Here is a 20,368-nt window from a genome sequence, read left to right on the forward strand (position 1 = left end):
ACAGGATACGCTGGCAGGCATCTCAAAGGAGAACCCATCATGTATACCGCTTTCATCGCCGATACGCCCAACGGGCGCAAGCTCACCATCGCCCTCGAAGAGGCTGGACTGGACTACCGCATTCGCCGCGTCGACCTCGACGCCGGTGAACAGCGCGCCCCCGACTTCGTCCGCCTCAGTCCCAACAGCAAGATTCCGGTGCTGGCCCGGGACGACGGCTGGAGCATGTTCGAGTCCTGCGCCATCCTGCTCCATGTCGCCGAGGCCAGCGGCAAGCTCCTGCCCGGAGCGCACGGGGAACGCGAGCAGGTCCTGCAATGGCTGTTCCTGCAGGCGGCCAGCGTCGGCCCCATGCTGGGGCAACTCTGGTGGTTCCGGCACGCCGCGCCCCACCACGACGCCCTGGCCCTGGACCGCTACACCCGCGAGACCCGGCGCCTGTACGGCGTGCTCGACGCCCGCCTGGCGACAGCGAAGCATGTCGCCGGCGACGACTACGGCATCGCCGACATCGCCTTCTACCCCTGGCTCGCCACCCACGAGGAACTCGGGATCAACGTGCGCGACTTTCCGCAGGTCGCGGATTGGCTGCACAGGCTGGGCGAGCGCCCGGCGCTCAGGCGCGGCATGCAGCGGGCGAGCGAGGCCAGCCATGGCTAAGGCGGCGGCATGGAGCCTGTTGCTGGCCGCCGGGCTCGTCGAAATCGGCATGGCCTATGCGATCAAATGGTCGGATGGCTGGTCGCGTCCGTTTCCCAGCATGCTCGCGCTGCTGGCCGCACTCGCCAGCATCGGGCTGCTCGCCCTGGCCTTGCGCGGCTTGCCGCTTGGAATCGCTTATGCGATCTGGACCGGCATCGGCGCCGTCGGCGTCAGCCTGGTCGGCATGCTGTTCTTCGCCGAGCCGTTCTCGCTGGCGCGGCCGTCCTGCATTGTCCTCATCGTGGCCGGCAGCGCCGGCCTGAAAGCGCTCGCATCATGACCGTCTTCTACCTGATTCTCGCCCTGCTGGCCGGGGCCGGCCTGCCCGTGCAGGCCGCCGCCAATGCGCGCCTGAGCAAGGCCATCGGCAACCCCTATGCGGCCACCACGCTGCAATTGTCGCTCGCGGCCGCGCTGCTCCTGCTCGCCGCCGCCGCCCGCGGCGACCTGGCCGGCCTGAGCCGTTTCGCCCAGGCCGAACCCTGGCAATGGCTGGCGGGCCTGGCCAGCGCCGCCTACGTCATTGCCGGCATCGTCCTGATGCCGCGCATCGGCGCCGTGGCGACCGTCGGCCTGTTCATCACCGGCCAGGCCGCCGCCTCGCTCCTGCTCGACGGCGCCGGCTTGCTCGGCATGCCGCGCCGCGCCTTCACGGCGCTGACCTGGCTGGGCATCGTCGCGGTCGCGCTCGGCATCGCCCTCGTCGTGCGCGGCCAGGCGCCGGCGCGCGGGGCGCCGCGCATCAAGGCCGGCTGGATCCTGCTCGGCTGCGCCTGCGGCGGCCTGCTGCCGCTCCAGGGCGCGGTCAATGCCGGACTGGCGCGCGTGCTGAACGCGCCGCTGGCGGTGTCCCTGGCTAGCTTCATCGTGGCGGCGGCCGGGATGGCCGTGGTGCTGGGCCTGCTGACCGCGTTCGGGGGACAGGCGCGGCCGCGGCTGGCGGGCCTGCGCGAGCTGCCCTGGTGGGGATGGCTGGGCGGCGTGGTCGGCGCCTGCTACGTCACCACCGTGTTCTCCGCCATGCCCGTGATCGGCGCCGCCGCGACGGTGGGGGCGACCATCGCCGGCCAGCAGATCGCCTCGGTCCTGATCGACCGCCACGGCTTGCTGGGCCTGCCGAGAAACGCGGTCCCGGCAGTCCGGCTGGCCGGCATCGCCGCGCTGCTCGGCGGGATACTGGCGATCCGCCTGTCCTAGGCGCCCGCCGCCTCAAGCCAGTTCGTGCAGGTTCCCGCGCGCCAGCCCGGCCAGGGTTTGCAGCAGGAACACCAGGATGGTCAGCGTGGCGATGGCCAGCACCACGCCCGCGACCAGGTCGGCTGCCAGCGAAGCGGCGTGCTCGGCGTAGCGCAACGCGGCCACCGCCGAGGCGGCGAGCGGGAAGCTGGCCGCCCACCACGACACCTTGAACGGCGAGCAATGCGGCAGGTGGCGCAAGCGGCCCAGCAGCACCGCCAGCAGGAACAGGCTCAGCATGTAGAGGGCCTCGGCGAACAGGTCGATCGCGCCGACCGTGGTGACATAGGCGCTGAAGCCGACCGCGAAGGGCGCGACCAGGATCAGCAGCGAAGGCTGCAGGGCCGGCGCCAGGGGTTCGTCCAGCGCCAGGCGGGCGAAGACCAGGGTGAACAGCGGCAAGGCGAAGAACAGGCCGACCGCCAGGCTGAACACCATCAGGCCGTGCAGCCCGCTCCACTGCAATTGCGGCAGGGCCAGCGGCAGGTCGAGCAGGCCGACCACCGGCACGATCCAGGACGGCGCCACCTGGCTGGTCGCATGACGTACGGCCATCCAGCGCACAGCGCTGCTCCAGGCAAACACCAGCATGCCCAGCGCGCCCAGGACCCACAGCAGGCGGGCCAGGGCCAGGCTGGTGTCGGCCAGCAGCATGGGCAGGAGAAGCAGGCTGATCAGCGGCGTGCCGAACAGCTTGCCGGCCACGGGGTGCTCGAATTCGGCGCGCACGGCGGCCGGGTTGGCGGCGGCCTTGAAGCCGTAAGCCAGGACCAGGGCCACGAAGGCCAGCACGGCGGCGATGCCCAGGGCCTGGCCGACCAGGGGCGTGAGGCCGAAGTGGCGGTGCGCGAGTTTCCAGGCCAGCGCCAGGCCGGACAGGCCCATGACGGCGCCGAACATGCCGATCGGCAGCCAGGCGAGTGTGGTGGGGGTGGGGGTAATGCTGCCGGATGCGGTGGACATGGTCTGCTCCTTGCAGGTCGACGTCTTGTTCATAAGAACATTGTCAGTCTGCAAGGCCTTGCGGACCATGCTTGTGCGGATCGGTTTTTTGCCCGGACGTCCAGGCTGGCCGGGCGGCTCAGCGCCGTGGCGGCCTGTATTCCGGGAACATTTCCTTGAACAAGAAGGCCATCAGCTCGTCCGTATCCTGGGGGCGCGCGCTGAGCGTGACCACACGTCCGAGCCGGTGCGAATCCCACTCGAAATCGCCGGTCTTCTCGCGCCGGATCAGCTCGATCATCTTCTTGACCACGGCGGTCTCGACGTCAGGCTCGCTGCCCTGCTCCACCGTCACCTGGGTCAGCCAGCGCCGCTTGAAGTTGGGATTCCAGCCGCGGAAGCGCAGGTCCATGCTGTGGAAGGTCTTGTTCGACACCGAGAAGATGCCCCCGGTCTCGTTGCGGTCCTCGCGTCCACGGCCGTTGATGGCGGCGATGTTGGCCAGGGCCTGGCGGGTGCCGCGCGCGGCCTCGCTTTCCTCCTGCGGCTGCTCGCTGCCGGTCGGCGCCCCGCGCTGCTTGCGGCGCGCTTCGATATAGGCCGCCATGTCCATGTCCGGCGGCACTTCGGTCTTGGGCTGGGGCTTGGCCACCTCGACGGGTTTTTCTTCCGGCAAGGTGATGGTGTCCGGCAAGCGCTGGACCTGGACCCGTTCGGGCTGCGGACGCGGGGTGCTCGTCTTGGTCGTGGGCTTGGGCGTGGGCCTGGGCGCCTGCTCGCGCTGCTGGGGCTTGGGCTGTTGCAGGGGGGCGACGAAGACCACGTCGGTTTCCTTGTCGCCTGCCGGCCGCGCCTGCTTCTCCCGGTCTTCCGGCTTGAAGAAATAGATCGCTACCAGCAGCAGGTGCAGCGCGATCGTGCCGGCCAGCGCGTACCGGTTCGGCCCCTGGCGCCCATAGGTCGGCGCCGCGGCGCGCGGCAGCGGTTGCCCGCAATGCGAGCACACATCGCTGTCCTCAACAAAGGTGTGGGAATGGTCACGCAAAATCGGTCGGTTTCCTGAAGCAGCGTCTGAAAAAGCGGCAGAGAAGCGCAGTCTAACCGTTTTGGATCGCCCGCGCACCCCATGCGCCGCACAGCTTACCGGCCACGGTCGTTGATGGATGTTACAAAATGTTTCCGCGAAAAGCATACCGTCCGGCGCAGCGGCTTTCCCGCTGCGCCGGCCAGCACGGCATCAAGCCATGGCTTCGCGCTTGGCCAGTTGCTCGTCCGTCATCGGACCGGTGCCGCTGTACTTGTCGAGATACAGATAAATGACCGGGGTGATGTAGAGCGTGATCACCTGCGAGAAGATCAGGCCGCCCACCACCGCCAGGCCCAGCGGCTGGCGCAGCTCGGCGCCGGCGCCGATGCCCAGGGCGATCGGCAGCGCGCCCATCAGCGCCGCCAGGGTCGTCATCAGGATCGGGCGGAAGCGCAGGATGCAGGCCTCGCGGATCGCTTCCTGCGGCTTCATGCCCTGGCTGCGCTGGGCCTCGAGCGCGAAGTCGATCATCATGATCGCGTTCTTCTTCACGATGCCGATCAGCATCAGGATGCCGATCATGGCGATCAGGGTCAGGTCCATGTCGAACAGCCACAGGGTGAGCAGCGCGCCCACCGCCGCCGAAGGCAGGCCGGCCAGGATGGTGAGCGGGTGGATATAGCTCTCGTAGAGCACGCCCAGCAGCACGTAGATCACGCCGATCGCGGCCAGGATCAGGATCAGCTGGCTCGACTGGGTGTCCTGGAACACCGCGGCGTCGCCGCCATAGGTGGCGATGATCGAGGCCGGCAGCTTCATCTCGCGCGCCATGTTGTCGATGGCGTCGGTGGCGTCGCCCAGCGGCACGCCCGGCGCCAGGTTGAAGGAGAGCGTGATCGCCTGCAACTGGCCCTGGTGGTTGACCGCCAGCGGGCCGACCGTGCGCTTGACGGTGGCGAAGCTCGACAGCTTGACCAGCTCGCCCGATTTCGAGCGCACCGAGACCCGCGACAGCGCCTCGTCGTAGTAGCGGTCCGAGTCCGCCGCTTCCAGGATCACGTAGTAGCTGGCCGCGGTCGAGTAGATGGTCGAGACTTGGCGCTCGCCGAAGGAGGCGTACATCACGGTGCGCACGTCGTCCATCTCCACGCCCAGCAGCGCGGCCTTGTCGCGGTCGATGTCGATGGTCGCCTGCAGGGCCTTGTTCTGGGAGTCGCTGGTGACGTCGCGGAAGCGCTGGTCCGCGCGCATGCCTTCCATGAACTTCTCGGCCCAGCCGCCGATCTCGCCGCCCGACACGCTCTGCAGCGTGTACTGGTAGCGGCTCTTGCTCTGGCGCCCGCCCAGTTGCAGGTTCTGCACCGGCGACATGAAGACCTGCACCCCGGCCACCTGGCGCGTGGCCTTGCGCAGCTCGTCGACCACGATGGGCATCGGCGGACGCTGGTTGCGCGGCTTGAGCACCAGGAACATGCGGCCGGTGTTGCCGCCGCCGGTGAAGGAGGTGGTGTCCTGCACATAAGGGCTGCTGCGCATGATGTCGACCACCTTGGCCTGCAGCTCCTGCAGCCTGAGCGAGGACGTGTCTTCGGCGGTCTCGACGGTCACGCGAATCTGGCCAATGTCTTCTTCAGGGAAAAAGCCCTTCGGCATGGTCATGTAGAGCACGGCGGTCAGGGCGAAGGTGCCGAAGGCCAGCATCAGCACCAGGAAGCGGTGGCGCAGCGCCAGGTCCAGGGTGCGGCCGTAGGCGTCGCGCACGTTGACGAACATGGCCTCGAAGCGGCGGCCGATCCACGACATTTCCTTCGGGTCCACGTGGCCGCCATGCTTGAGCAGGCGCGAGCACAGCATCGGCACCAGGGTCAGCGACACCGCCGCCGACACCAGCACCGCCAGGCCGACGATCACGGCGAACTCGCGGAACAGCAGGCCGATCACGCCCGGCATGAAGAAGATCGGAATGAACACCGCCACCAGGGAGATCGAGATCGAGATGATGGTGAAGCCCATTTCCCTGGAGCCGATCAGGGCCGCCTGGAGGGGCTTCTTGCCCATCTCCATGTGGCGCACGATGTTCTCCAGCACCACGATGGCGTCGTCGACCACCAGGCCGACCGCGAGCGTGATACCGAGAAGCGAAATATTGTCCAGGCTATAGCCCAACGCATAGAGCAACGAGAGCGCGCCCAGCAGCGAGATCGGCACCGTGACCGCCGGGATGAAGGTCGCGGTGAGGCGGTGCAGGAACAGGAAGATCACCAGGATCACCAGGATCACGGTCCCGGCCAGGGTCAGGTTAACGTCGTGGATCGCTTCGCGGATCGAGACCGAGCGGTCGTTGACCAGGATGATCTTGATCGAGGCCGGCAATTGCTCCTCGAAGCGCGGGATCAGGGCGCGCACCTTGTCCACCACTTCCACCGTGTTGGCATTGGGCTGGCGCTGCACCATCAGCGAGATCGAGCGCTCGCCGTTCAGGCTGCCGGCGGCCTTGACCGACTGGTAGCTGTCCTCGACCTCGGCGATGTCCTTGAGGCGCACCGGCAGGCCGTCGCGGGTGGCGACGATCAGGTCGGAGAAGTCCTTGGCGCGCATCAGCTGGCCGCCGCCCTGGATGGTCAGGCTCTGGGTCGGGCCGTCGAGGATGCCGAGCGGGGTGTTGGAGTTGGCCGCGCGCAGGGCCGCCGCCAGCTCGTCCATCGAGATGTTGCGGGCGTTCATCAGGTCGGACTTGGCGCGCACCCGGACGGCAAAGCGCTTCTGGCCGTTGATGTTGACCTGGGACACGCCTTGCACGGTCGAGATCGCCGGCGAGATCAGGTTTTCCGCATAATCGTTCAGCTCCGCCAGGTCCATCGAGGGCGAGGTGATGTGCATGAACAGGATCGGGGCGTCGGCCGGATTCACCTTGCGGTAGGACGGCAGATCGGTCATTTCCTGCGGCAACTGGCGCTGGGCCGCGAGCAGCGCGGCCTGCACGTCCACCGCCACCTTGTCGACGTCGATCGATTCGTCGAACTCCAGGGTCAGCGAGGTATTGCCCTGGGTGCTGGTGGAGGTGATCAGCTTGATGCCGGCGATGGTCGCGAACTGCTTTTCGAGCGGCAGCGCGACCGAGGAAGCCATGGTCTCCGGGCTGGCGCCCGGCAGGTTGGCGTTGACGTTGATGACCGGCGTGTTATAGCTCGGCAGCGCGGCGACCGGGATGTGCATGTAGGCCAGCACGCCGACCAGCACCAGGCTGATCGACAGCAGCACCACCATCACCGGGCGGCGGATACAGAGTTCGGAGAGGTTCATGCCTTCTCGCCCTTGTCAGCGGGTTTCTTGTCGCCCTGGGCGCCCTGCCCCTTGCCCGCCAGGCGAATCTTGCCGCCCGGACGCAGGTTCTGCTTGCCCTCGGTAATCACGCTCTCGTTGCCGGCCAGGCCGCTGACGGCCGCGAAGTCGCCGAAGGCGTGCAGGCGCTTGACCGGCACCTGGCGCGCCGCGCCGTCGGCCCCGGCCACGTAGACGAAGGTGCCGGCGGTCGAGGTGATGATCGCGGTCTGCGGGATCACCACTGCGTCCCTGATGGTCTGGACGGTGACGCGCGCGGTCACGTACTGGCCCGGCCACAGGCCGGTGTCGGCGTTGCCGAACTCGCCCTTGACGCGGATGGTGCCGGCCTGCGGGTCGACCGTGTTGTCGATGAAGGACAGGCGGCCCACCACGTCCTGGCTGTCGTCGGTGACCTTGGCGCGCACCTCGACCTTGCCCTGCTTCTGGGCGCTCAGGATCGAGGCCAGGGCCGATTCCGGCAAGGTGAAGGAGACGTTGATCGGGTCGAGCTGGGTGATGGTGGTGAGCGAGGTCGTCGGCTGCACCAGGCTGCCCGGGTGGACGTCGATGGCGCCGACCCGGCCCGTCATCGGCGCGCGGATCGCGGTATAGCTGGCCGCGACCTGGCTGGCGCGGGCGGCGGCGGCATTGCTCTGCACCAGGGCGCGCTGGGCCTCGACCTGGCTTTGCAGGGAATCGACGGCGCTCTGGGCGAGGAATTTCTGGGCCACCAGTTCCTGGCTGCGCTTGAACTGGCGTTCGAGGTCGGCGAGCTGGGCGCGGTCGCGCGCCACCTGGGCTTCGGCGCGCGCCACGTTGGCGCGATCGGCGCGGTCGTCCAGCGAGAACATCAGCTGGCCTTCCTTGACGAAGTCGCCTTCCTTGATGTGGACCTGGCGGATGGTGGCGGTGGTCTGCGGATGCAGGTCGACGGTGCGCACCGGCGTCACGGTGCCGGTGGCGAGCAGTTCCACGCCCACGTCCTGGCGCTGGGGCGCCACCACGTTGACGGTGACCGGTGGCGGGCCACCCGCCCCGCCCTTGCCCGGACCACCCTTGCCCGGTCCGGCTTCGGCATGCGCGCTGCCCTGGTTCAGGTACCAGCCGCCGGCCAGCACCACCGCCGCGGCTGCGGCAATCAATCCCATGTTCTTCTTTTTCATTTTCTCGTCCCTAGGCCGCCGTCGCCGGCAGCTCCTTCCCTGGTCTCGGCATGCGAGCGCTAACGCCGCGCTAGATTCTCGCATGCCCTTGTTACACGCAGATGAACTCGCTATTTGTTCGGATAGTACTCCGGCAGCTTGAGGGTGACCTCGAGTCCGCCTTCTGGATGGTTTGCCAGCGCGATGCTGCCGCCGTGCTGCTCGGCGATGTTGCGCGCGATCGTCAGTCCCAGCCCGGTCCCGCCGGACTCGCGCGAACGCGAGCTCTCGACGCGGTAGAACGGGTCGAACACCCGGCTCAGCTCGGCCTGGGGGATGCCCGGCCCGCTGTCGCGGATGCGCACGCGCGCGGCGCCGTGGATGTGGTCCACGCACACGCGCGCTTCGCGGCCATACTTGACCGCGTTGTCGATCAGGTTGCCCAGGCAGCGGCGCAGGTCGAGCGGCCGGCCCAGCAGGGCCATGCCGGAATGGCCTTCGAGTTCGACGGCCTGTCCGGCGTCGACCGCATCGGCGCACACCGCCTCGAGCAGCGAATCGAGGTCGAGCATCTGCATCGCCTCGGTGGTGTCCATGCTACGCGCAAGCACCAGGCCCTCGCGCACCATTTCCTGCATCGCCGACAGGTCGCCCACCAGGCGTTCCTGCAGCTCGGCGTCGGGCACTTTTTCCAGGCGCAGGCGCATGCGGGTGAGCGGGGTCTGCAGGTCGTGGGTGATGGCGGCCAGCATCTGGGTGCGCTGGAAAATGTACTGGCGGATGCGCGCCTGCATGGCGTTGAAGGCGGCGCTGGCCTGGCGGATCTCGCTGGCGCCCCTGAGCTCCAGCGGCGGGCGGTTGATGTCCTGGCCGAGGTCCTGGGCGGCGCGGGCCAGTTGCTTGAGCGGGCGGGTGGTCATGCGCGCCACCAGGTAGGCCAGGCCGGCGATGCTCAGGAGGAAGAGCGCGATCACGGTGCGGTAGTCGGTCTCGGGGCCGACGATGGCCGAGCGCGGCGGCAGCACCGACAGGCGCAGCTCGGCGCCGTCGCGCAGGCGCACGTTGAGCGCCTCGCAGGCGCCGCTCCACTGGGTGGTCACCAGGCCGTAGAGCATGGGCTGCTGGTGCGGCATGTCGCAGGAGGGCGGGCGCGACGCCGCCGATTCGATCGCATAGCCTTCGCCCAGGCGGGCGGCGAGCGAGTTGGCGAACCAGCTGCGCACCGGCGCCAGGGGCTGGGGCGCGGCCACTTCGAGGCGCAGGCCGGGCCGGTTGGCCACCGACAGGTAGACGCTGCGCGCGGAGGCCGGCACGATCTCGGTCGCCATCACCAATTGTTCGGCGCGTTCCAGCAGGTGCTGGTCGCGCTGTTGCTCGAACAGGCGCAGGCGCTCGTAGTCGGCGGCCAGCTGGGTCAGGGCGGCGGAGATGACGATGCCGAGCAGCAGCGTGACGAACACGCGGCCGGTCATCGAGCCGAGGAAGGCTTTCACGCCGGTGGCTCCACCGTCACCTGTCCGGCCAGCACGTAGCCGCCGTTACGGACGGTCTTGATGATCTGCGGCATGCGCGCGTCTTCGCCCAGCTTCTGGCGCAGGCGGCTGATCTGGATGTCGATCGAGCGGTCGAAGGGGTCGGCGTCGCGGCCCTGGGTCAGGTTGAGCAGCTGGTCGCGGTTGAGCACGCGGTTGGGATGCTCAAGGAAGACGCGCAGCAGGCGGAACTCGGCGCCCGAGAGCATGATGACCACGCCCTGGGGGTTGACCAGGTGGCGCGCGGTGAGGTCCAGGGTCCAGCCCGAGAACTTCATCTGCTGCACGTTCTCGGAGGGCGAATTGGAGGGCATGGCGTGCGAGCGGCGCAGCACGCTGCGGATGCGCGCCAGCAGCTCGCGCGGCTCGAAGGGTTTGGGCAGGTAGTCGTCGGCGCCCATTTCCAGGCCAAGGATGCGGTCGAGCGGCTCGTTGCGGGCGGTCAGCATGATGACCGGCAAGTCCGAGCTGGCGCGCAGCTTGCGGCACAGGGTCAGGCCGTCGTCGCCTGGCATGTTCAGGTCGAGCACGATCAGGTCGGGCCGGGCTTCGTCCAGGGCCTTCCACATGCCGGTGCCGTCGGCGGCGGCGAGAGTGCGATAACCGTTCGATTCGAGGTAGTCGGCCAGCAGGGTACGGATGTCGCGGTCGTCGTCGACAATCAAAATCGTAGAGGGATTATCCATAACCTCAATTATCCGCATCTGGCGAAAGCCTGGACAGCCGTTTTGTATCGGTATGTATATGCGCCCATCCGCGAAACATATTGATACAAAGTACCAGACAGGGGAAATCCGGCGGTTACAAGTTTTGACGATGATGGTTTCCGTGCAGCGAGCAGTCCGGATGCGCGTGATGCACTCTCACCGACTCTCACCTGAAGGAAACGACATGAACACCATTCGCAAGAACATTGTGATCGCGCTGACCGCCCTCGGCATGGCCGGCGCCGCCATCGGCGTCCAGGCACAGACCCAGGCCCCCGTGGAAGGCCGTCACGGCCACGCCATGACCCAGGAACAGCGGGCCGCCAAGATGGCCGAGAACAAGGCCAAGCGCGCGCAGATGCGGGCCGAGCGCCAGGCCAAGCTGCGCGACGCGCTCAAGCTGACCCCGGCGCAGCAGCCGGCCTGGGATGCCTTCGTGGCCAGCATGACGCCGCCGGACAACGGCGAGCGCGCCGCCCGCGGCGACCGCGCCCAGTGGGCCAGCATGACGGCGCCGCAGCGCATGCAGATGCGCATCGAACGCCAGAAGCAGCGCACCGCCCGCATGGAGGCGCGCCTGTCGGCCCTGAACAGCTTCTACTCGGTGCTCACGCCCGAACAGCGCAAGGTGTTCGACGAGCAGGCCAAGCAGGGGAATGGCCGTCATCGCGGTCATCACGGCATGATGCACGGAAAAGGTGCACAGGCTTAAGCGCGTACAGCCTTTAGAGCGCGCAGCCTGGAGCGCGTACAGCCTGAAGCACGTACAGCTTGAAGTGCGTGCAGCCTGAAATGCGTGCAGCCTGAAGTGCGCGCAGCCTGAAGTGCGCAGCCTGAAGTGCGCAGCCTGAGGCGCGAGCAACTTGATGGAGTATGAATACCAGCGCCCCCGCCCCTGCCGCTGGCCTGCACATCGATTTTTGCGTTAGCGCAAGCACGTCATCCCCGCGCAGGCGGGGATCCAAGTTCAGAGCAGTGGCTGCGTCACGAACTTGGGTACCCGCCTCCGCGGGTACGACGTTCGGGTGCTTGCAATGCGTGGAAGCGGCCCGGCGCTCAACCGCCCAGCTTCTGCAGCGACACCAGGAACTTCTTCGCATCCTGATACCCGATCACCCGGCTATCAGGAATTTCTTTCCCATTCCGATCGAACAGGATGATCCCCGGCGGCCCGAACAAGCCAAAGCGCTTGAGCATCGCCTTGTCGTCCGCATTGTTCGCCGTCACGTCGATCTGCAGCAGGATGGTATTGCCCAGCTTCGCCTGCACCGCCGGATCGACGAAGGTCAGCTTTTCCATCTCGATGCAGGACACGCACCAGTCGGCGTAGAAGTCCAGCATCGCCGTCTTGCCGCCGGTATTGGCCAGCACCGCATCCAGCTCCGCCACGTTCTTGATGCGCTTGAATTCGAGATGCGGCTGCGCGCCTCCGCGCAGGTGGGCCAGCGGCGCCAGCGCGTCGCGTCCGCCGCTCGCCACGCCTACCAGCTGCACCGCGCCCAGCACGGCGATCGCGGCCCCCGCCGCCATCGCGGCCCAATGACGCTGATGGCGCAGCAGGTAGAAGCCGTAGCCAAAGAACAGCGCCGCCCACAGCAGCATCTCGGCCGCGCCCGGGATCACCGGCGACACCAGCCACAGGGCCATGGCCAGCATCAACACCCCGAACAGGCGCTTGACCGATTCCATCCACGCCCCCGCGCGCGGCAGCAGCGAGCCGGCCGAGAGGCCCACCAGCAGCAGCGGAATGCTCATCCCGATCGCCATCGAGAACAGGGCCGCGCCGCCCACCAGCACGTCGCGGGTCTGGCTGATGTAGACCAGGGCGCCGGCCAGCGGGGCCGCCACGCAGGGGCCGACGATCAGGGCCGAGATCGCGCCCATCGCGAACACGCCGGCCAGCTTGCCGGAGCGCTGGCGGCCGGAGGCGCTCGCCAGCCGGGTCTGCAGCGAGGCCGGCAATTGCAGCTCGTAGAAGCCGAACATCGACAGCGCCATCGCCACGATCAGGAGCGCGAAGGCCCCCAGCACCCAGGGGTTCTGCAGGGCCGCCGCCAGGCCTTCGCCGATCAGGCCGGCCGCGACGCCCAGGGCCGTGTAGACGATGGCCATGCCCAGCGAGTAGGCCAGCGACAGGATGAAGCCGCGCGAACGGCGCACCTGCTGGCCCTCGCCCACGATGATCGAGGACAGGATGGGCACCATCGGCAACACGCAGGGCGTGAAGGCCAGGCCCAGGCCGAGCAGCACGAAGGCCGGCACGATGGCCAGCAGGCGGCCGCCCTGGAGGATGCCGGCGATGCTCGAGAGTTCGGATTCGCCGCCGCTTGCGGCCTTTGACGCGGCCGATACGGATGCCGGTGCGCTGTCGGCCTGTGGCTGGCCGGACAGCGGCGTGGACATGGCCGCGCCCTGCCCTGCGGCCGCGCCGATCGGCAGCGCCGCCGTGCTTGATCCGCCGCCGGCGCCGAGGGTCACGCTGTGTTCCTGGGGCGGATAGCACAGGCCGGCGTCGGCGCAGCCCTGGCTGATCGCGGTGAGGGTGAAGCTGCCGGCCGCCTCGACCGGGATGCGGATCGTCACCGAGCCTTTATAGGTCTCGACGTCCTTCTGGAAAGTCTCGTCGTACTTGACCTTGCCGGGCGGGATTTGCGGTTCGCCCAGCGTCGCGCCATTGGCCTTGAAGGCGAAGCGCTCGCGGTACATGTAGTAGCGGTCCGCGATCTGGTAGGTCACCTCCACGGTCTGCGGGTCGGCCATGCGGGCGGCGAAGCGGAAGGCCACGGCCGGGTCGAGGAATTCCTCCTCGGCGCGGGCGGCGTTCGAGGCGAACAGGCTGAGCGCGGCAAACAGGGTCAGGCAGGCCAGCAGCAGGCCACGGAAGGAAAGACGGATCATGGTGTCGGATGAGTTGGAACGGCGCCCCGGCATGGTACACCGGCTGGGGGAAACGAGTTTGTGGTGAGGCTTAAGGCGGCTTGCCAAGTCGACAACTCAACAGCTCAAGAAACAGGCCTGAGCCTAGCGCCGTTGAGTTAGCCCATGCACGTCGTCCCGGCGGAGGCCGGGACCCAAGTTTGCGTGCGTGTCTGCGCAAAAGAACTTGGGTTCCGGCGTGGCCGACCAGGCCTTCGCCGTAACGACGGAAAAAACAGGCCAGAGCCTAGCGCCGTTCAGTTAGCGCCCGCACGTCGTCCCGGCGAAGGCCGGGACCCAAGTTTGCGTGCGTGTCTGTGCGTGAGAACTTGGGTTCCGGCCTTCGCCGGAACGACGTTCAGGGGGTAACTTAACGGCATTACAGGCCGGCACCTTTTTACAGCAGACGAAAAAAAACCAGGCCGAAGCCTGGTTTTTAGTCGATGCCGATTACTCAGCGGTCGGTGCTTCTTCAGCGGTGGTCGGTTCCGGACGGTCGACCAGTTCGACGTAAGCCATCGGTGCGTTGTCGCCAACGCGGAAGCCCATCTTCAGGATGCGCAGGTAACCGCCGTTGCGGTTAGCGTAGCGCGGGCCCAGTTCGGCGAACAGCTTCAGCACGATTTCGCGGTCGCGCAGGCGCGAGAACGCCAGACGCTTGTTAGCCAGGGTGTCGGTCTTGCCCAGGGTCAGGATCGGCTCGACGACGCGACGCAGTTCCTTTGCTTTCGGCAGGGTGGTCTTGATGGCTTCGTGACGCAGCAGCGAAACAGTCATGTTGCGCAGCATGGCCAGGCGGTGGGACGAAGTACGGTTCAGCTTACGAAGGCCGTGACGGTGACGCATGGTAGTTCCTTTCGGTGTTTTACATTCCAGTTCTTCGATCGTTCATGCCGGAGCATGACCGCGGACCGGTTCGGGGTTGAAAACCGCCCGGACAGGAGCGTCCGGACGGGTACTGCAAAGCTGCGAAATCGCTGGATTACTTTTCCAGACCAGCCGGCGGCCAGTTCTCGAGTTTCATGCCCAGGGTCAGGCCGCGCGAAGCGAGCACTTCCTTGATTTCGTTGAGCGACTTGCGACCCAGGTTCGGGGTCTTCAGCAGTTCGTTTTCCGAACGCTGGATCAGGTCGCCGATGTAGTAGATGTTCTCGGCCTTCAGGCAGTTCGCCGAACGGACGGTCAGTTCCAGGTCGTCCACCGGACGCAGCAGGATCGGATCGACCAGCGGAGCGCGCGACGGTGCTTCGGCGGCGGCTTCGGTGCCTTCCAGGGCGGCGAACACGTTCAGCTGGTCCACCAGGACACGGGCCGACTGGCGGATCGCTTCTTCCGGGGTGATCACACCGTTGGTTTCGATGTTGATGATCAGCTTGTCCAGGTCGGTACGCTGTTCGACACGGGCCGATTCCACGGCGTAGGACACGCGACGGACCGGCGAGAACGACGCGTCCAGGATGATGCGGCCGATGGTCTTGTTGGTGTCTTCCGACAGGCGGCGCACGTTACCCGGCACATAGCCGCGGCCCTTCTCGACCTTGATCTGCATGTCCAGCTTGCCGCCGGCGGTCAGGTGAGCGATCACGTGATCCGGGTTGATCAGTTCCACGTCATGCGGCAGGTCGATGTCCGAAGCCAGCACGGCGCCTTCGCCTTCCTTCTTCAGGGTCAGGGTGACCGAATCACGGTTGTGCACCTTGAACACCACGCCCTTGAGGTTCAGCAGCAGGTCGACGACGTCTTCCTGCACGCCGTCCAGCGACGAGTACTCGTGCACGACGCCGGCGATCGTCACTTCGGTCGGCGCGTAGCCGATCATCGACGACAGCAGAACGCGACGCAGCGCGTTACCCAGCGTGTGGCCATAACCACGTTCGAAGGGCTCCATCACGACTTTCGCGTGGCCGGCGCCCAGTGCTTCAACATCGATGATACGTGGTTTCAACAGACTATTTTGCATGAAATGTCCTTTTCAATACCCTCGGCTCGTTACACCGATAAGGCTGATGGCATTAATGAGAACGCCTGCGCAGTGCAGGCGGTGATACGAAATCGGTGCGATGAGAATGGAAGAAGTCCGAGACTTTCAGCGGCGCCAACCCTAGGTTGCTGCAGCCGCCCAACCACTCCCGTCGTTCCCGCGAAGGCGGGAACCCAAGTTTCGCGATGCAGCCACCAAACTTGGATCCCCGCCTTCGCGGGGATGACGGTGGGGAAAGGGACGTGTCCCTCCCCGCCGTCCGATGACGAGGCAGGAGCAGCCAACGCCGCCCCCACCGTCATCAATCAACGCGAGTACAGTTCGACGATCAGCGCTTCGTTGACGTCGGCTGCGATCTCGTTACGCTCCGGGAACGAACGGAAGGTGCCTTCGAACTTCTTGGCATCGACCGACACCCAGCTCGGGAAGCCGACTTGTTCAGCCAGCGACAGCGCTTCAGCGATACGCACTTGCTTCTTGGCCTTTTCGCGCACAGCGATCACGTCGCCGGTCTTGACCTGGTACGACGGGATGTTCACGACGTTGCCGTTCACGGTGAAGGCCTTGTGGCTCACCAGCTGGCGTGCTTCGGCGCGGGTCGAGCCGAAGCCCATGCGGTAGGCGACGTTGTCCAGGCGGGCTTCCAGCAGCTTCAGCAGGGTTTCGCCGGTGTTGCCCTTCCTGCGCGATGCTTCTGCGAAGTAGCGGCGGAACTGACGCTCCAGCACGCCGTAGATACGCTTGACCTTCTGCTTTTCACGCAGCTGGTTGCCGTAGTCCGAGGTACGGGCGCCCGACTTGACGCCGTGCTGGCCCGGCTTGACGTCCAGCTTGCACTTCGAATCGAGCGAGCGGCGTGCGCTCTTCAGGAACAGGTCGGTGCCTTCACGGCGCGACAGTTTTGCTTTGGGTCCGATATAACGTGCCACGTTGAATACCTTTATAAATTAATCACGCCCCAGCGGTGCTCAGCACCCAGGCGCTAGTCCGGTCCATGCTTGGCCGGACGTGGCTTAAACAAAACGCCCGCCAAAACAAATGGCAGGCGACAAGAGCCGGGCAGTATACCCTATTTTGGGCAACTGCACCGGCAATCTCTTGATGCACTTTGACCCCGAGGGGTCAGCGTCGCGAATTAGATACGACGACGCTTCGGCGGACGGCAGCCGTTGTGCGGAACCGGGGTCACGTCCTGGATCTCGGTGATCTTGATGCCCAGGTTGTTCAGTGCACGCACAGCCGACTCGCGGCCCGGGCCCGGGCCCTTGATGCGCACTTCCAGGTTCTTCACGCCCGACTCCTGAGCGACACGGCCAGCAGCTTCGGCAGCCACCTGTGCTGCGAACGGGGTCGACTTGCGCGAACCCTTGAAGCCGGCGCCGCCGGAGGTTGCCCACGACAGAGCGTTGCCCTGACGGTCGGTGATCGTGATGATCGTGTTGTTGAACGAAGCGTGGACGTGAGCGATGCCTTCGGCGACGTTCTTCTTGACTTTCTTGCGCACGCGAGCTGCTGCTGCGCTGCTTTGTTGCTTGGCCATGGTCAGGTTCCTAGATTATTTCTTGAGCGATTGTGCGGCCTTGCGCGGACCTTTGCGGGTACGAGCATTGGTACGGGTACGCTGGCCGCGCACCGGCAGACCCTTACGGTGACGCATGCCGCGGTAGCAGCCCAGATCCATCAGACGCTTGATGTTCATGGACAGTTCGCGGCGCAGGTCGCCTTCCACGACAAACTTCGCAACTTCGTCGCGCAGCTTCTCGAGTTCGTTATCGTCCAGGTCCTTGACCTTCTTGTTGGTCGCGATACCGGTTGCGTCGCAGATCTTCTGCGAACGCGGACGGCCAATACCGTAGATCGCCGTCAGGCCGATAACAGTGTGCTGATGATTTGGGATGTTAACCCCTGCAATACGTGCCATTCGATATTCCTCGTATTAACCTTGACGCTGCTTGTGACGCGGCTCGACGCAGATCACACGGACCACGCCCTTGCGCTTGATGATCTTGCAGTTGCGGCAGATCCGCTTGACTGAAGCGTTAACTTTCATTTTGGACTCTCTTCGGTTCGTTTACTTGATGATTCTTTACTTGGTGCGGAACACGATGCGGGCTCGGGACAGGTCGTACGGGGTCAGTTCCACCGTCACCTTGTCGCCCGGGAGAATGCGGATGTAATTCATCCGCATTTTACCCGAGATATGTCCCAGCACCACGTGCCCGTTTTCCAGCTTCACGCGAAAGGTCGCGTTCGGGAGATTCTCGAGAATCTCCCCCTGCATTTGGATGACGTCGTCTTTTGCCATTCGGTCTATGCACTCCCGCTTATCGCGTCGGAATTCCGCCCTTGAAGTTCGCCTTCCGCAGCAGCGATTCGTATTGCTGCGACATGACATAGTTCTGCACTTGTGCCATGAAGTCCATCGTCACCACCACGATGATCAGGAGCGACGTGCCGCCGAAGTAGAAGGGAACCTTCCACTGGGCAGTCATGAACTCCGGCACCAGGCACACCAGGGTGATATAGACCGCACCGGCCAGGGTCAGGCGCATCAGGATCTTGTCGATGTAGCGTGCGGTCTGCTCGCCCGGACGGATGCCCGGAACGAAAGCGCCGCTCTTCTTCAAGTTATCCGCCGTTTCCTTGCTGTTGAACACCAGCGCGGTGTAGAAGAAGCAGAAGAAAACGATCGCCACCGCATACAGCAACGCGTGGATCGCCTCGCCCGGAGCCAGCGACGCCGCCAGGTCCTTCAGGAACCCGATGACCGGGCTGCTGGAGTCCTTGCCGCGCGTGAACCAGTCGACGATGGTCGCCGGGAACAGGATGATCGACGAAGCGAAGATCGGCGGAATCACGCCGGCCATGTTCAGCTTCAAGGGCAGGTGGCTGGTTTGGCCACCGTAGATCTTGTTGCCGACCTGGCGCTTGGCGTAATTGACGAGGATCTTGCGCTGGCCGCGTTCCACGAACACCACGCCGTAGGTCACCGCCACCACCAGGACCACGATCAGGATCGCCGAGAAGCTGCCGATCGAACCGTTCGAGACCAGGGTGAACAGGCCACCCAGGGCCGACGGCAGACCTGCCGCGATACCCGCGAAGATGATGATCGAGATACCGTTGCCGAGACCGCGTTCGGTGATCTGCTCGCCCAGCCACATGAGGAACATGGTGCCGGTCAGGAGGGTCGTCACGGTGACGAAGCGGAAGCCCATGCCCGGATCGAGCACGAGTCCCGGCTGCGCCTCGAGCGCGACCGCGATGCCGAATGCCTGGAACAACGCCAGTGCCACCGTGAAGTAACGGGTGTACTGGGTGATCTTGCGGCGGCCGGCTTCGCCTTCCTTCTTCAGCGCCTCCAGTTGCGGCGAGACGATCGATGCGAGCTGCATGATGATCGAAGCCGAAATGTAGGGCATGATGCCGAGAGCGAACACGGTAAAGCGGGACAGGGCGCCGCCCGAGAACATGTTGAACATGCCCAGGATGCCACCCTCGTTCTGCTTGAACAGCGCCGCAAGCTGCACCGGGTCAATCCCGGGGACCGGGATGTGAGCACCGATGCGGTACACGACCAATGCGCCAAGCAAAAACCACAGCCGACCCCAGGGGAAGCCGGAAGCGGCGCTTTTACCAAGTTGTGAATTAGTCGCCAATTTTTGCTCCGATCAGGCAGCGGTCGCTTTACGCGACCGAACCGCCAGCTGCTTCGATCGCCGCTTTCGCGCCAGCGGTCGCCTTCAGGCCCTTGAGGTTCACCGCCTTGGTGATCTCGCCGGACAGGATGACGCGCACGTCACGTGCCACGACCGGCAGGATGCCTGCCTGCTTGAGCACCAGGATGTCGATGTCGCCGACGGCCAGGTTGTTCAGGTCCGACAGACGCACTTCAGCCTTGAACGTGGCGTTCAGCGACTTGAAGCCGCGCTTCGGCAGACGGCGCTGCAGCGGCATCTGACCGCCTTCGAAACCGACCTTGTGGAAGCCGCCCGAACGCGATTTCTGACCCTTGTGGCCGCGGCCGGCAGTCTTGCCCAGGCCCGAGCCGATACCGCGACCGACGCGACGCTTAGCGTGCTTCGCGCCTTCTGCGGGTTGGATGGTATTGAGTTGCATTGATTTCTCCGTACGCAAGCCGCGGCTTACGAGACAACTTTAACGAGGTACGCGACTTTGTTGATCATGCCACGCACGGACGGGGTGTCCTGCAGCTCGGAGACCGAGTTGACACGACGCAGGCCCAGGCCGCGCACGGTGGCGCGGTGGTCCTGGCGGGTACCGATCAGGCCCTTGACGAGCTTGACTTTGATGGTGTTTGCCATGTTTGTTCCCCTTAACCCAGGATGTCTTCAACCGACTTGCCGCGCTTGGCAGCGATGTCGGCCGGAGTGCTCATTTTCGCCAGACCGTCGAGGGTCGCGCGCACCAGGTTGTACGGGTTGCTCGAACCGGTCGACTTGGCGACCACGTCGGTCACGCCCATCACTTCGAAGATAGCGCGCATTGCGCCACCAGCGATCACGCCGGTACCCGGCTTGGCCGGCGACATCATGACGCGCGAGGCGCCGTGGCGGCCGGTGACGGTGTGGTGCAGCGTACCGTTCTTGAGGGGCACCTTGATCAGGTTGCGACGGGCTTCTTCCATTGCCTTCTGCACGCCGACAGGAACTTCCTTCGACTTGCCCTTGCCCATGCCGATGCGGCCATCGCCGTCACCGACAACGGTCAGCGCGGCAAAACCCATGATACGACCACCCTTCACCACCTTGGTGACGCGGTTGATCGCGATCATTTTCTCGCGCATGCCATCATCCGGCTTGTCGCTTTGCATTTTCGCTTGCATTTTTGCCATGACG

At 65.6% G+C, this 20,368-nt stretch carries 22 protein-coding genes; 4 read left to right on the top strand and 18 right to left on the bottom strand.

All coding sequences use genetic code 11. From position 1 onward, the window contains the following. The first annotated feature begins 39 nt into the window (after positions 1-39). The 3 genes from B0920_RS21430 to B0920_RS21440 are packed head-to-tail and all read left to right on the top strand — an operon-like array spanning position 40 to position 1,899. Positions 40-660 (top strand): glutathione S-transferase family protein, encoded by a 621-nt coding sequence (locus tag B0920_RS21430; protein ID WP_078034722.1) that lies wholly within the window; start codon positions 40-42, stop codon positions 658-660. Then, positions 653-982, top strand: a complete 330-nt coding sequence (locus tag B0920_RS21435; RefSeq protein ID WP_078034723.1) for a multidrug efflux SMR transporter — start codon at positions 653-655, stop codon at positions 980-982. Before B0920_RS21430 ends, B0920_RS21435 begins: the two co-directional genes overlap by 8 nt. Beyond that, positions 979-1,899: a DMT family transporter gene (locus B0920_RS21440; RefSeq protein ID WP_078034724.1), complete on the top strand. Its 921-nt coding sequence runs from the start codon at positions 979-981 to the stop codon at positions 1,897-1,899. Before B0920_RS21435 ends, B0920_RS21440 begins: the two co-directional genes overlap by 4 nt. 12 nt (positions 1,900-1,911) lie before the next feature. Here B0920_RS21440 and B0920_RS21445 read toward each other — a convergent pair whose 3' ends face one another. The 6 genes from B0920_RS21445 to B0920_RS21470 all read right to left on the bottom strand — a co-directional run bounded on the left by B0920_RS21445 (position 1,912) and on the right by B0920_RS21470 (position 10,591). Continuing rightward, complete coding sequence (locus B0920_RS21445) at positions 1,912-2,901, bottom strand: SLAC1 anion channel family protein (protein ID WP_078034941.1); 990 nt, start codon at positions 2,899-2,901, stop codon at positions 1,912-1,914. A gap of 118 nt (positions 2,902-3,019) precedes the next feature. Next, the gene (locus B0920_RS21450) at positions 3,020-3,886 is read right to left on the bottom strand and encodes a hypothetical protein (RefSeq protein WP_229455867.1); all 867 of its coding nucleotides are present in this window, start codon (positions 3,884-3,886) and stop codon (positions 3,020-3,022) included. 231 nt (positions 3,887-4,117) lie between these two features. Next, positions 4,118-7,210, bottom strand: coding sequence for an efflux RND transporter permease subunit (locus tag B0920_RS21455; protein ID WP_078034726.1), 3,093 nt, complete (start codon positions 7,208-7,210; stop codon positions 4,118-4,120). Beyond that, complete coding sequence (locus B0920_RS21460; RefSeq protein WP_078034727.1) at positions 7,207-8,394, bottom strand: efflux RND transporter periplasmic adaptor subunit; 1,188 nt, start codon at positions 8,392-8,394, stop codon at positions 7,207-7,209. The genes B0920_RS21455 and B0920_RS21460 overlap by 4 nt, the downstream gene beginning before the upstream one ends. Before the next feature lie 110 nt (positions 8,395-8,504). Continuing rightward, a complete protein-coding gene (locus B0920_RS21465; protein ID WP_078034728.1) occupies positions 8,505-9,866 on the bottom strand; it encodes an ATP-binding protein in 1,362 nt (453 codons plus the stop codon). Continuing rightward, on the bottom strand, positions 9,863-10,591 hold the full coding sequence (locus B0920_RS21470) for a response regulator (protein ID WP_078034729.1): 729 nt from the start codon (positions 10,589-10,591) through the stop codon (positions 9,863-9,865). The genes B0920_RS21465 and B0920_RS21470 overlap by 4 nt, the downstream gene beginning before the upstream one ends. A 205-nt stretch (positions 10,592-10,796) precedes the next feature. On the opposite strand from B0920_RS21470, the gene B0920_RS21475 reads away from it, so the two are divergent. Then, positions 10,797-11,324, top strand: a complete 528-nt coding sequence (locus B0920_RS21475) for a Spy/CpxP family protein refolding chaperone (RefSeq protein WP_078034730.1) — start codon at positions 10,797-10,799, stop codon at positions 11,322-11,324. A 344-nt stretch (positions 11,325-11,668) separates the two neighbouring features. On the opposite strand, the gene dsbD is transcribed toward B0920_RS21475, so the two are convergent. The 12 genes from dsbD to rpsE form a co-directional block, all read right to left on the bottom strand. Further along, positions 11,669-13,510 carry a protein-disulfide reductase DsbD gene (gene dsbD, locus B0920_RS21480; protein WP_078034731.1) on the bottom strand — a complete coding sequence of 614 codons (1,842 nt, stop codon included), beginning with the start codon at positions 13,508-13,510 and terminating at the stop codon, positions 11,669-11,671. A gap of 468 nt (positions 13,511-13,978) precedes the next feature. After that, positions 13,979-14,374, bottom strand: a complete 396-nt coding sequence (rplQ, locus tag B0920_RS21485; protein ID WP_078034732.1) for a 50S ribosomal protein L17 — start codon at positions 14,372-14,374, stop codon at positions 13,979-13,981. Positions 14,375-14,510: 136 nt separating this feature from the next. Beyond that, positions 14,511-15,488: a DNA-directed RNA polymerase subunit alpha gene (locus B0920_RS21490; RefSeq protein ID WP_026354946.1), complete on the bottom strand. Its 978-nt coding sequence runs from the start codon at positions 15,486-15,488 to the stop codon at positions 14,511-14,513. 326 nt (positions 15,489-15,814) lie between these two features. After that, positions 15,815-16,438, bottom strand: coding sequence for a 30S ribosomal protein S4 (gene rpsD / locus B0920_RS21495; protein WP_078034733.1), 624 nt, complete (start codon positions 16,436-16,438; stop codon positions 15,815-15,817). 206 nt (positions 16,439-16,644) lie between these two features. Continuing rightward, the gene (gene rpsK / locus B0920_RS21500; RefSeq protein ID WP_078034734.1) at positions 16,645-17,049 is read right to left on the bottom strand and encodes a 30S ribosomal protein S11; all 405 of its coding nucleotides are present in this window, start codon (positions 17,047-17,049) and stop codon (positions 16,645-16,647) included. Positions 17,050-17,064: 15 nt separating this feature from the next. Then, positions 17,065-17,430 carry a 30S ribosomal protein S13 gene (gene rpsM, locus B0920_RS21505; protein WP_036208931.1) on the bottom strand — a complete coding sequence of 122 codons (366 nt, stop codon included), beginning with the start codon at positions 17,428-17,430 and terminating at the stop codon, positions 17,065-17,067. Between the two features lie 15 nt (positions 17,431-17,445). Continuing rightward, the gene (gene rpmJ, locus B0920_RS21510; protein ID WP_005663407.1) at positions 17,446-17,559 is read right to left on the bottom strand and encodes a 50S ribosomal protein L36; all 114 of its coding nucleotides are present in this window, start codon (positions 17,557-17,559) and stop codon (positions 17,446-17,448) included. 36 nt (positions 17,560-17,595) lie between these two features. Beyond that, complete coding sequence (gene infA, locus B0920_RS21515) at positions 17,596-17,814, bottom strand: translation initiation factor IF-1 (protein WP_005663428.1); 219 nt, start codon at positions 17,812-17,814, stop codon at positions 17,596-17,598. Between the two features lie 19 nt (positions 17,815-17,833). Beyond that, positions 17,834-19,168 carry a preprotein translocase subunit SecY gene (gene secY / locus B0920_RS21520; protein WP_078034735.1) on the bottom strand — a complete coding sequence of 445 codons (1,335 nt, stop codon included), beginning with the start codon at positions 19,166-19,168 and terminating at the stop codon, positions 17,834-17,836. Positions 19,169-19,196: 28 nt separating this feature from the next. Beyond that, complete coding sequence (rplO, locus tag B0920_RS21525; RefSeq protein WP_078034736.1) at positions 19,197-19,628, bottom strand: 50S ribosomal protein L15; 432 nt, start codon at positions 19,626-19,628, stop codon at positions 19,197-19,199. 26 nt (positions 19,629-19,654) lie between these two features. Next, positions 19,655-19,834, bottom strand: a complete 180-nt coding sequence (rpmD, locus tag B0920_RS21530; RefSeq protein ID WP_078034737.1) for a 50S ribosomal protein L30 — start codon at positions 19,832-19,834, stop codon at positions 19,655-19,657. An 11-nt stretch (positions 19,835-19,845) separates the two neighbouring features. Continuing rightward, positions 19,846-20,364, bottom strand: a complete 519-nt coding sequence (rpsE, locus tag B0920_RS21535; protein ID WP_078034738.1) for a 30S ribosomal protein S5 — start codon at positions 20,362-20,364, stop codon at positions 19,846-19,848. Between the last annotated feature and the right edge of the window lie 4 nt (positions 20,365-20,368).

Source organism: Massilia sp. KIM (genome assembly GCF_002007115.1).
In the GTDB taxonomy this organism is placed as follows: Bacteria; Pseudomonadota; Gammaproteobacteria; order Burkholderiales; family Burkholderiaceae_D; genus Telluria.